Consider the following 11,823-nt stretch of genomic DNA (forward strand, 5'->3'; position numbering starts at 1 on the left):
TACAGATGATCGGCGTAGGAGCTGCCGCAGGCTGCGATCTTTTGATCTCACGCTCTTTTTGTACGTGGCAGAAAAATCGCCAGCACACCCAGCAACGGCAAAAACGAACACAGGAAATACACGTACTCAATCCCGTGAATATCCGCCAGATGCCCCAGCAACGCTGCCCCAATCCCGCCGAAGCCGAACATCAAACCGAAGAACACCCCGGCGATCATCCCGACATTGCCCGGCACCAGTTCCTGCGCATAAACCACGATCGCCGAAAAAGCTGAAGCGAGGATAAAGCCGATGACCACGCTGAGAATGCTGGTCCAGAACAGGTCGACATGCGGCAGCAACAGCGTGAACGGCGCCACGCCGAGGATCGAGAACCAGATCACCGCCTTACGCCCGATTTTATCGCCGATCGGCCCACCGAAGAACGTCCCCGCCGCCACCGCGCCGAGAAACAGGAACAGATGCAACTGCGAACTGGCCACCGACAGGTCGAACTTCTCGATCAGGTAGAAGGTGAAGTAACTGGTGAGGCTGGACATGTAAAAGTACTTGGAAAACACCAGCAACCCGAGCACCACCAACGCACTAATCACTCGCCCCTTGGATAATCCGTGAGTCGCAGCCTGGCCTTGCTTGAGCTTGAACAGGTTCAGGTGATTGGCGTACCAGCGGCTGATCCGGTACAGCACGAACAACGCAAACACCGCGAACAAACCGAACCACGCCACATTGCCTTGGCCGTAGGGAATGATGATCGCCGCCGCCAACAACGGGCCGAATGCCGAGCCTGCGTTGCCGCCGACCTGGAAGGTCGATTGCGCCAGCCCGAAGCGACCGCCCGAGGCCAGTCGCGCCACGCGCGAAGCTTCCGGGTGGAACGTCGAAGAACCGATGCCGATCAGCCCCGCCGCCAGCAGGATCATCGGGAAGCTGCCGACCACCGACATCATCACAATCCCGACCAACGTGCAGACAGTGCCCGCCGGCAATAACCACGGCTTGGGATGACGGTCGGTGTGATAACCGACCCACGGCTGCAACAGCGAAGCCGTCAGTTGAAACGTCAGGGTGATCAACCCGACCTGCGTAAACGTCAGGCCATAATTGGCCTTGAGCATCGGGTAGATCGACGGCAGCACCGATTGAATCAGGTCGTTGATCAAATGCGCCAGCGCCACCGCGCCGATGATGCGCATGACCAATGGGCTGCTTTGAGGCGAAGCGGACGCCGGCACGGAGCCGGTCTGGGTATTGCTGATAGCCATGGGGTTTTCCATACAACAGATGGGTGCAAGCGGCAGGTGCGCCAATGTGCCATTTTTAAGTGCGCGAGCGCCATCCCCTTAGCCTGCTAACGACCTCGATTTTCATCGTCAAAACCGTGATAGCGCAAAGCCATGGTCTGAATCTTGCCTTGCTTATCCGCTTCAACGCGGCCCCCTTACAAAGGGGACCGAGAATGGGAAGTTTCGCTACAGAGTCGGCCTACAGAGCTGACGAGGGTGAACTTTCGAGGCCTTTTAAGGGGCACGAATCGGGCTCGCGAGAATCTCGATGCACGCCATTGGTGCGTGGTGTCTATAGGAGTCATGGGGCATGCAGGCTTTTTTATCACCGGGGATCGGACTGCTGGGGCGTTTTGGCTTTGCCCGCAAATTCCAGTTGTTGTTTCTGCTGTTCATCCTGCCACTGGCCGGCAGTTTGTGGATGATCGGCCAGGACTATCGCGATAAGTTGAACCTGATCTCCGGCGAGCGAGCCGGGGTTCGTCAATTGCTAGCCCTCGATGCGCTGGATAACCTGCTGTCGGCCCAACGCGACCGCGCAGCACGCTGGCGTGCAACCGAAACCAATCGCCAACCGACACCCGCCACCCTCGCCGCCATGGCTGCCTTCGATGCCGTCCAGCCCGCCGTTGCCCAAGCGGCTTCAGACCTCGGCACAGCGCTGCAAAAAGACGAAGCCAAGGATGAAACCCTGGCCCGCTATCAAGCCCTGCAAACCGCCCTCAACGGCCTCGATTCGAAAAGCCTGAGCAGCGTCGGTTGGTGGCCGGATGGCTACGACCGTTTCACCAACGCCCTGACTGCCCTGCAAGCGTTGCGCGAACAGATCGCCATGGACAATCGCCTGACACTGGCGCCGTGGCTGGAAACGTACTTGCTGACCCAGATCTCCACCCAGCACGCTCCGGACCTGATCGAGCGCGTCGGTCGCCTCGCAGCGGTCGGGCAGGCCTCGGTCGTGTCCGGGCAGTTCACCTTGCAAAGTCGTCTGCAATTGCGCGATCTGCGCAGCCGCATTGGCGACGCCAGGGAGCAGTTGGTGAAAACCGCAGGATTGCTCGAAGCGCGATTGCCTAGCGCCCTGCAAACCTGGGCCGGCCAATACCATGACAGCCTCAAGCAGCTCGACTCAGGCCTGAAGGTCCTGGATGACGGCGTGTTCGGCGGCAGCATCAACCTGAAGCCGGAAGACTTCGAGCGCAGCCTGGATGGCCTGCTCGCCAACCTCGCCGCGCTGCGCCAGCAATCGCTGGAGTCGCTGGATCAGCGTCTGGATTACTACCATGACTCAGCGATCCGGCAGTTCATTGTGGTGGCGACTGTGTTCGGTTGCCTGCTGCTGGCCGCGCTGTACCTGTTCATCTGTTTGCAGGCGTCGATCCGCCGCAGCGCCAGCGGTATCACCTTGCTGGCTGAAGCCCTGCGCGATGGCAACCTGAGCCTGCAAGCGCCGGTTCAAGGCCGGGATGAGCTGGCAGCCATCAGCACAGCCCTGAATGTGGCCGTGGTGCAGCTACGCACCAGTTTGCTCGGCGTGGATCACGAGACCCTGCAACTGAGCAATGCGGTGCAAACCCTCAATCATCACTCCAGCGACGCCCTCGGCGAAGTCGAAGCCCAGCAGTTGCAGATCAGCCAGATCGCCGCAGCAGCGACGCAATTGGCGGCCACCTCCCAGGGCGTGGCCCAGAGCTGCGAACGGGCCTCTGGCAGCGCTCAGCACACACAGCGCATTGCCGCCGACAGCAGCCGTGACAGCCAACGCACGACAGCCAGCATCCAGCAGCTCAACCAGCGCTTGAACGACACCGCCGCAGCCCTCGGTCGCGTCAGCGAACAAGGACAGCAGATCCAACTGGTGGTCGACACCATTCGCGGCGTCGCCGAGCAGACCAACCTGTTGGCGCTCAACGCCGCCATCGAGGCGGCCCGTGCCGGTGAACAAGGACGCGGTTTTGCAGTGGTGGCCGACGAAGTGCGCAGCCTGTCGCAACGTACTCAGTCCTCGACCGCCCAGATCGCTGGCACGGTCGACAGCCTGCGCAGTACGGTGAACGAAGCGGTCAGCCTGATGGAGGCGGCGTGCGGCCAGGCACAATCCGACGCGCAAGCCGTCACCGGTCTCGGTGAACGCTTGGGAGAAATTGCCAGCGCCGTGCAGGGCGTCACCGACACCCTGGCGCAGATCGCCACGGCCGTCGACGAACAGGCGAGCACCGCCGACGAAGTCAGCGGCAACATCCAGCAAGTCGATCAGGCGGCGGTTCGCTTGCTCGAAGGCGCACGGGCCGTGAACCTCGCGGCAGACACCTTGAGCCAGGGCAGCAAGGCCTTGAGTGCCAATACCGGCAGATTTCAGCTCAATTGACGCCCTCCTCCGGGCCGGTTTTTCGGCTCAGGAGGATAAGCGGTTGAAAGTGTAGAGAAATATTTTAGATTTACGCTTGACGCATCTGCATTACCGGTGAATAATGCGCGCCACTTGGCTACATAGCTCAGTTGGTTAGAGCATAGCATTCATAATGCTGGGGTCCGGGGTTCAAGTCCCTGTGTAGCCACCAAGTACTAAAAACGGCTTACCGAAAGGTAGGCCGTTTTTTTATGCCTCGAGAAAAGTGCGCTGCGGTTACAGGAATCCCTGAACCGCAGACGCTCGTCGATCAGACCCGAACTGTCGGTAATGCCGACAACGCCCTCTCCCAAATCTGCCAGGTCCGCAGCCAGACCATCGCCTGCCAATCGCTATCAGCCGGATAGAACTGCTCCAGCAGATTCAGCTTGATCTCGCGCCCTGTCGCATCACTTGGATTGCCATGCAGATGCAGCCAGTGATCATCGCGCAGATGACGATGCACGTTCGGCCCCGGATATGTTCCGCACTCAATGACAAACGGCATCAACCGCACTTGCGGCAAGGCATCGAGCAACGCCTGCGAGGTGTAGCCGGTGGCCGTCGCCGCCACGCCGGTTTCGCTCACGGTGTCGGCACCTGTTTGCAAGCTGTACAGCCACGGCCCGTAAATCGCCTGCGCATCCGGCAACGCCGGATAGGCAGACTCGGTGATGGTCAGCAACATCGGATGTCCATACTCGCCGGCACCGGTGTGCAAGTCGAAGCACATGGCGGCGTCGGCATGCGCCACGTGCTTTTGCATGATCTGGTGCAGCGTGCGGTTCGACCAGCTCGGCGCCAGCCCGCCGTAAAACAGTCCATCGGCGTGAGCATGTTGCCCGCCTTCGACAATCGACATGACCGCCGGCCAGCCGTGCTGTTGAATCTGCTCATCGAGCAAGGCATCGGCGCGATCACGCTCGGGACCTCGCAACTGCGTGCAGGCATAGATTGCATGCAGCGCGTTGTAAGCCTGGTTATCCGGCAACGAACGCTGGAAGTTCAGATGATTGCGGTTCAGGTCAATGTTGTCTTCGTTGACCCGCCGCAACCACGCCATGCCCCAAGGGTTGATGGCATGGATCATCACTACGGCGACATCGGCCGGCAGCGTGCGCTTGCCCAACTCCTGCAACCACTTGATCTGACAACCCGAACCATAGAAGCCCTCGACGCCATGGGTGCCGCTCAGCGCGATCAGCAGGCGTTTGGCGCCAGGATCGCCAAGCACCGCGACATCGGTGCTCAAGGACTCGCCGAACGGCCCTTTGAGCGGGTGCGGATACTCAGTCAGTGTCGCCCCGGCCGCAGTCGCCGCCGCAAGGAATTGTTCACGCTGGGAGCGGTAGCTAGGCTGGGTCGGGAACTCGGTCTGCATATCTGCCTCTTGTTGATCTTTTAGCTTGCCTGTTGGCAACGACCCTACAGAAATTGCGCCGGTTGATGAAGGACCAAAACGTCTTTGTCGTGGGACCCGGTTTGCGTCACTCGGTGGTGGCCGATAAAGTCCCCGGTACATTTACCATCACGGATGGAGTGCCCCACGTGTTCTCAGCCTTCCACTTGAGCCGCCATCGTGCGTCAGCCATCGCGCTGATCGTTGCTGCATTAAGCCTCGGCGCCTGCCACAACGCTTCGGCCCCGACATTGCCACTCGCGCCGGAAAGCGCATCCGGTTATCGCACCGACCTGCAGACCCGACATGCCACAAAACACATGGCCGCAGCCGCCAACCCGCTGGCAGCCGAAGCCGGGCGCGAGATGCTGCGTCGCGGCGGCTCGGCCATCGATGCGGCGATTGCGATGCAAGCCGTGTTGACGCTGGTCGAACCGCAATCGTCGGGCATCGGCGGTGGCGCGTTGATTGTGCTGTGGGACGGTAAAAAAGTGCGTACCTACGACGGTCGTGAAACAGCACCGGCCGGCGCCACCGAGAAGCTTTTCCTGCAAGCCGACGGACAACCGATGGCGTTCACTCAGGCACAGATCGGTGGTCGTTCGGTGGGCACACCGGGCGTGTTGCGCGCCCTTGAGCTTGCCCATCAACAACACGGGCGCCTGCCATGGGCGCAGCTGTTCGAACCGGCGATCAAACTCGCCGAGCAAGGTTTCACCATCTCGCCACGCCTGCACGGATTGATCGCCTCGGACAGGTCCATGGCTCGTTCGCCGGAGATGATGGCTTACTTCCTGAATGCCGACGGCAGCCCGAAAGCCAGCGGCACCCTGCTGAAGAATCCGGCGCTGGCCGCGTTGTTCCAACGCATTGCCAAGGAAGGGCCGGACGCGTTGTACAAAGGCCCTGTCGCACAGGAAATCGTGGCCAAGGTCCAAGGCCACGCCAACCCCGGTAGCCTGTCGCTGAACGACCTCGCCAACTACCGCGCCAAGGAACGCGCGCCCCTGTGTACCGATTACAAACGCTGGCAGGTGTGCGGCATGCCGCCGCCGTCATCGGGCGGAATTGCCGTGGCGCAAATCCTCGGCACGCTGCAAGCCTTGGAGACGCGCGATAAGCGCTTGGCCCTGGCACCGATGAAACCGGTCAAATCCGAGTCCCCCGCCGGCATCGAACCCACTCCCGACGCTGTGCACCTGATATCGGAAGCCGAGCGCCTGGCCTATGCCGACCGCGCGCAATACGTGGCCGACACCGACTTTGTGCCGGTGCCGGTCAAAGGCCTGGTAGACCCGACTTACCTGGCCAGTCGCGCCGCCCTGATCGGTGAGCGCAGCATGGGCACGGCCCAACCGGGCACGCCTCCGGGCATTCAAGTGGCTTACGCACCAGACCGCTCGCCGCTGCGTATATCAACCTCGCAAGTAGTGGCCGTCGATGACCAGGGCGGCGCAGTGTCCATGACCACCACCATCGAATCTGCCTTCGGCTCGCACGTGATGGTGCAGGGCTTTCTGCTCAACAACGAGATGACCGACTTCTCGTTCATCCCCGAAGAGAACGGCCAGAAAGTCGCCAACCGCGTCGAGCCGGGCAAACGCCCACGATCGTCCATGGCCCCAACGCTGATCTTCGACCGCCAAAGCGGCGAATTCGTCGCCAGCGTCGGCTCACCCGGCGGCTCGCAAATCATCGAATACGTCGCCAAATCCACCGTCGGCCTGCTCGACTGGAACCTCGATGCGCAAACGGCGATCAACCTGCCCAACTTCGGCAGCCGCAACGGCCCGACCGAACTGGAACGCGGACAGTTCAGCCCGGCACTGATCCAGGCTCTGAAGAAAAAAGGCCACCGCGTGAGCGAGATAGACATGACCAGCGGCACCCAGGCGATTGTTCGGGTCAAGGATGCGCAAGGGAATGTGTCGTTGGCGGGTGGGGCCGACCCTCGGCGTGAAGGGGAAGCGTTGGGGGATTGAAAGACATTCAGCAAGCATGAAGAAGGTCTTACCGATTGGTAGGCCCTTTTTTATGAGAAATAAAGCCTGATCGCCTAACGCGCGTTGCCTTTTCCTACCCACAAAAAATGTTGCCTTGATTAAAGTCTCAGGGACTCCACAGACTTGCATCAGTCCCACGACGGGACTAGGATCGTGCCATGAGAATCATCGCCATTAACCAGCTAAAAAGCTTTTGGGAAAAGTACCCGAACTCTGAGCAACCCTTGCTGGCCTGGATTGACGAAGCAAGAAATGCAGTCTGGAAAAACCCCGCTGACATAAAGCTGCACTTTGCTACTGCCAGCATTCTCAAGAGCCGAAGAGTTGTATTCAACATAAAGGGTAATGACTTTAGGTTGGTGGTGGCTGTGGCCTATCGATTCGGGGCCGTATACATAAAATTTGTCGGTACTCACAAACAGTACGACACGATTGACGCTGATACCGTCGAGATGGAGTACCCCATGAACATTCGTCCGATTCATACCGACGAGGATTATCGCGAAGCGCTCAAAAGCGTGTCAGCACTGTTCGAGAACGAACCAGAACCTGGCACTCCCGAGGGTGATTATTTCGACATCATGATCACACTGATTGAAGCCTATGAAACGAAACAGTTTCCGGTGGATCTGCCCAATCCGATTGATGCAATCAAATTCCGAATGGAGCAGTCAGGGCTATCTGCTGCTGACCTTGCGCCAGCTATTGGCCGGACAAACCGGGTGTATGAAGTACTGAATGGCAAGCGTGCATTGACCCTTCCGATGATATGGAAGCTTCACGATCTATTCGGAATACCGGCACAGAGTCTGATCAAGCCTGTGAAGCAGGCCTGATCAGTACCCACAGCCCCTGAAATCAGGCCGGCACACCCAGAATGATGTGCGACGCCTTGATCACCGCCGTCGCGCTCACGCCCGGTTTCAAGCCCAGCTCAGTCACGGCATCGCGTGTGACGATCGAGTACACCTCGGCGCCACCATCGAGCTGGATAACGACTTCGGCATTCACCGCGCCATCGGTGACGCTGGTAACTTTGCCTTCCAGGCAGTTGCGCGCCGAGAGGCGAATGTCGCTGGAGTCGGTCATCAGCATGACCCACGGTGCCTTCACCAGCGCGACCGCTTCCTTGCCGACCGCCAGGCCCAGGCTCTTCACGCTTTCCATCGTGACCACCGCCACCAACTGATTACCACCGGGCAGTTTTAGGGAAATTTCGGCATTGACGGCACCGGCCTGTACTTGGCTGATGGTGCCCTTGAACACATTACGTGCGCTGACCTTCATGAGTTGTAGCCTATGTTGTTTATTTTTGTATACAACTTACAGCAATATTCTGTCTGAACGGGCATGACGCGATGTCGCACCCCGCTTAACGACTGATTTTCAGCGCCCGCCGAGCCTGATGTTTTTCCACTGCCAGTTCGAGCAGCCGCGTGACCAGTTCACTGTAGGTCATGCCAGCGGCCTGCCACAGTTTCGGGTACATGCTGATGCGGGTGAAACCGGGCAGCGAGTTGATTTCGTTGATCAGCACTTCGCCACTGTCGGTCAGAAACACATCGACCCGCGCCAGCCCGGAACAACCCAGCACATGAAAGGCCTCAACCGCCATGGCACGAATGCGCTCGCTGGCCTCGACGCTGATGTCGGCCGGGACCACCACTTGCGCGGCCGTGTCGTCGATGTACTTGCTGTCGTAGGAATAAAACCCGCTGCGCACTACGATCTCGCCGCAACCGCTGGCGATGGCGTCGTCGTTGCCGAGCACCGCACATTCGATCTCGCGACCGCTGACCGCCGACTCGATCAGCACTTTCTCATCAAAGCCCAAGGCCAGTTCGACCGCCGCCACATACTCGGCTTCATCGGTCACTTTGCTCACGCCCACGGACGAGCCCTGGTTCGCCGGTTTGACGAACAGCGGCAAGCCGAGTTTGCCCACCACGTCGGCGAACCCGGTATGCGCCGCGGTATTGCGCGTCAGCGTCACGAACGGTGTGACCGCCAGCCCGGCATCCCGCAACAGGCGCTTGCTGATGTCCTTGTCCATGCACACCGCCGAACCCAGCACATCGGAGCCGACAAATGGCAGATCAGCCACGCGCAACAAACCTTGCAGGCAACCGTCTTCGCCAAGGGTGCCGTGGACAATCGGGAAGATCACATCGACGTGGCCCAGCAGTTCCTGACTGGAGGTTTCCACCAGTTGCTGGCTGGCCTTGCCCGGCACGACCGCCAATTCGCGGTTGGATTGATTGAGGGCGATCAGCGCCGGATTCTCTTGGTTCAGCAGGAAATTCGAAGGATCGTTGAGGTGCCAATGGCCTTGCTTGTCGATGCCGATCAGCACCGGTTCGAAACGAGAACGGTCCAGTGCATCGACGATGTTTTTCGCCGATTGCAGCGACACTTCATGCTCAGCCGAGCGTCCACCAAAAATAATCCCTACTCGCAGCTTGCTCATTCAAATCACCTCAACGATTGGCCACCAGATGCGCACCGAACAGCAGGTAGCAACTCCCTGCAAAGCGGTCCAGCCATTTGCGCGAGCGGTTATACGCCCCCGTCACCCGGTGGCTCGAAAACAGAAGCGCGACGCTGCAATACCAGCTGAAGGACAGCGTCGCCATGGTCAGCACCGCCAGCGCCAGCGCGTTTGAAGATGGGCAACACATTGCAGCATTTGCCTTAGGTTTTCTACTTGCCCGAACCCGTTCATCAGCGAGAAGACAGTGGATCGGTCACTGGGTTAACGTGATCGGTATCGAGTTCAAGGCAACGATAATCATGGTCAGGCATCCGCCTCACAATGACTGGTTCCACCGCGCACCGGATATGGGTGGCCTGCAGCGTTTCGAAGCGTTTTTTGCGGGCCATGGCTACGACATGCATCGCCACGACACTTACGCCATCGGTCACACGCTGGCAGGCGTGCAGAGTTTTCAGTATCGCGGTGGCTGGCGTCACAGCGTGCCCGGCGGGACGATGGTGCTGCACCCGGACGAAATCCACGACGGCGAGGCTGGCACCGAGGCCGGTTTCAAGTACCGGATGATGTACATCGAACCGGCGTTGATCCAGCAGATGCTTGGCGGCCAGCCTCTTCCATTCATCCAGAACGGGCTATCCAACGACCCTCGCCTGTTTGCCGCCTCGGCCATGCTGCTACGCAGTCTCGATTGTCCCCTTGAACCGCTGGAAGAGCAGGACGCGCTGTTCGATGTGGCGCAGGCCTTGAACAGGGCTGGCGGAATGACAGTCAGGCGCTCCAGCTTCGATTACGTGGCAGCCGAGCGTGCGCGCGAATTCATGCACAACGCACTGGATCGAACCGTGACCCTGGAAGAACTGGAGCAGCACAGCGGACGGGATCGCTGGAGTCTGTCACGGGACTTTCGCCAGCTGTTCGGCACCAGTCCTTACCGTTACCTGACCATGCGCCGTCTGGACCTGGTCCGATCACTGCTCATTCAGGGACAATCACTGGTCAGTGCGGCGCTGATCGCGGGCTTCACCGACCAGAGCCACATGACCCGACAATTCAGCAAGACCTACGGCCTGTCGCCGGCACGGTGGATGAAAATGCAGCGCCGTTGAGCGATGCACAATCGTACAAGAACTGCGCCGACAGGCTGGCTATCGTGGACTGAAAGCAACCACAGGAGCCACGCCATGAACGCTTACAAAAGCCTGAACTTCGCTGAAAAAATCGCCAGGATCGATGCGTACTGGTCGCCCAGGGTCATCGCTGAAATGAACGACTACCAGTTCAAGGTCGTGAAGTTGCTGGGGGATTTCATCTGGCACGACCACCTCGATACCGATGAAACCTTCATCGTCCTCGAGGGCCAGTTGCGCATCGACTTTCGCGACGGCCACGTGCTGGTAAACGCTGGCGAAATGCATGTGGTGCCCAAAGGGGTCGAGCACAAGCCGTGCGCCGAGCAGGAGGTGAAACTCCTGCTGATCGAACCCAAGGGCGTACTCAACACCGGAAGCGAAGGTGGCGAACGTACTGCTGAAAATGACGTGTGGATATGACCCGCTAACGGTTCAAGCCTGGAGTGTCTTGCCATCCACCGGCTCGCCGATGGTCAGGAAGTGCCCACCGGCCACATGGTGCAAGGTCCGCAACGCGTCTTGTCCCTCGAAGTGCCAACGGCCATCACTGAACACGCGCTCGTCGGCCTGAGCGGCAATCACTTCGGCGAGGAACAGGTCGTACCGCTGGTGATTGTCGGGCTCGGGCAACAGTCGGCATTCGAGCCAGGCGACGCAGCCTTCGAGCATCGGGGCGTCGATCAACTCGGCAGCGAAGGTCGGCAAGCCGTAGGTCTGGAACTTGTCACGGCCCTGGTCCCGGGTCAGTTCCAGGCCGGATGTCGAGCCCACGGTTTGCACGATGTCGGCCTGCGCGGCGCAAGGAACGTTCAGTACGAAAGTGCCCGAGGCTTCGAGCAATTGGCGGGTCCAGGTGGACTTGTCCAGGACCACGGCGATTTTTGGCGGTTCGAAATCCAGCGGCATGGCCCAGGCCGCCGCCATGATGTTGCGCTCGCCGTCATGGGCGGCGCTGACCAGCACGGTCGGCCCGTGGTTGAGCAAACGATAAGCCTTGGGCAAAGGGACCGGACGGCGGTGGGAAACGCTCATGGATGTCTGCTCCTTTGGGGAAAGAGCCGATTGTAGCGACATACCCAACGAAAAGATCGCAGCCTGCGGCAGCTCCTACAGGGTCCGCAT

10 protein-coding genes, 1 tRNA gene and 2 pseudogenes are annotated in these 11,823 nt (G+C 59.8%); 7 read left to right on the forward strand and 6 right to left on the reverse strand.

Going from position 1 to position 11,823, the window contains the following annotated elements; genetic code table 11:
- Positions 1-47: 47 nt before the first annotated feature.
- Positions 48-1,265 (reverse strand): MFS transporter, encoded by a 1,218-nt coding sequence (locus tag ACW9JC_RS24705; protein WP_457458234.1) that lies wholly within the window; start codon positions 1,263-1,265, stop codon positions 48-50.
- A 331-nt stretch (positions 1,266-1,596) separates the two neighbouring features.
- On the opposite strand from ACW9JC_RS24705, the gene ACW9JC_RS24710 reads away from it, so the two are divergent.
- Positions 1,597-3,654, forward strand: coding sequence for a methyl-accepting chemotaxis protein (locus tag ACW9JC_RS24710; RefSeq protein ID WP_338583022.1), 2,058 nt, complete (start codon positions 1,597-1,599; stop codon positions 3,652-3,654).
- A 116-nt stretch (positions 3,655-3,770) separates the two neighbouring features.
- Positions 3,771-3,847 (forward strand) — tRNA-Met (locus ACW9JC_RS24715).
- Between the two features lie 99 nt (positions 3,848-3,946).
- Here ACW9JC_RS24715 and ACW9JC_RS24720 read toward each other — a convergent pair.
- A complete protein-coding gene (locus ACW9JC_RS24720) occupies positions 3,947-5,056 on the reverse strand; it encodes a DUF2817 domain-containing protein (protein WP_457458237.1) in 1,110 nt (369 codons plus the stop codon).
- Between the two features lie 167 nt (positions 5,057-5,223).
- Between ACW9JC_RS24720 and ggt the strand changes: the two genes are divergently transcribed.
- The 3 genes and pseudogenes from ggt (at position 5,224) to ACW9JC_RS24735 (ending at position 7,913) form a co-directional block, all read left to right on the forward strand.
- Positions 5,224-7,056 carry a gamma-glutamyltransferase gene (ggt, locus tag ACW9JC_RS24725; protein ID WP_457458239.1) on the forward strand — a complete coding sequence of 611 codons (1,833 nt, stop codon included), beginning with the start codon at positions 5,224-5,226 and terminating at the stop codon, positions 7,054-7,056.
- A gap of 179 nt (positions 7,057-7,235) precedes the next feature.
- Positions 7,236-7,535, forward strand: a pseudogene (locus tag ACW9JC_RS24730) (type II toxin-antitoxin system HigB family toxin); the annotation flags it as partial.
- Between the two features lie 6 nt (positions 7,536-7,541).
- Complete coding sequence (locus tag ACW9JC_RS24735) at positions 7,542-7,913, forward strand: helix-turn-helix domain-containing protein (RefSeq protein WP_416130613.1); 372 nt, start codon at positions 7,542-7,544, stop codon at positions 7,911-7,913.
- A gap of 22 nt (positions 7,914-7,935) precedes the next feature.
- Here the strand turns inward: ACW9JC_RS24735 and ACW9JC_RS24740 are convergent, their stop codons facing one another.
- From ACW9JC_RS24740 to ACW9JC_RS24750, 3 genes and pseudogenes are all read right to left on the reverse strand, one after another.
- A complete protein-coding gene (locus tag ACW9JC_RS24740; protein ID WP_338583026.1) occupies positions 7,936-8,364 on the reverse strand; it encodes a TOBE domain-containing protein in 429 nt (142 codons plus the stop codon).
- Positions 8,365-8,449: 85 nt separating this feature from the next.
- The gene (gene ddlA, locus ACW9JC_RS24745; protein ID WP_457458241.1) at positions 8,450-9,544 is read right to left on the reverse strand and encodes a D-alanine--D-alanine ligase; all 1,095 of its coding nucleotides are present in this window, start codon (positions 9,542-9,544) and stop codon (positions 8,450-8,452) included.
- 10 nt (positions 9,545-9,554) lie between these two features.
- Positions 9,555-9,737 (reverse strand): annotated as a pseudogene (locus ACW9JC_RS24750) (lysine transporter LysE); the annotation flags it as partial.
- A gap of 130 nt (positions 9,738-9,867) precedes the next feature.
- Here ACW9JC_RS24750 and ACW9JC_RS24755 point away from each other — a divergent pair.
- Both ACW9JC_RS24755 and ACW9JC_RS24760 read left to right on the forward strand, forming a co-directional pair.
- A complete protein-coding gene (locus ACW9JC_RS24755) occupies positions 9,868-10,677 on the forward strand; it encodes an AraC family transcriptional regulator (RefSeq protein ID WP_457458243.1) in 810 nt (269 codons plus the stop codon).
- A gap of 75 nt (positions 10,678-10,752) precedes the next feature.
- Positions 10,753-11,121: a cupin domain-containing protein gene (locus tag ACW9JC_RS24760; RefSeq protein ID WP_457458245.1), complete on the forward strand. Its 369-nt coding sequence runs from the start codon at positions 10,753-10,755 to the stop codon at positions 11,119-11,121.
- A gap of 12 nt (positions 11,122-11,133) precedes the next feature.
- Here ACW9JC_RS24760 and ACW9JC_RS24765 read toward each other — a convergent pair whose 3' ends face one another.
- Complete coding sequence (locus ACW9JC_RS24765) at positions 11,134-11,733, reverse strand: flavin reductase family protein (RefSeq protein WP_457458247.1); 600 nt, start codon at positions 11,731-11,733, stop codon at positions 11,134-11,136.
- Positions 11,734-11,823 lie beyond the last annotated feature (90 nt).

This window comes from Pseudomonas sp. SDO5591_S426 (genome assembly GCF_054070755.1).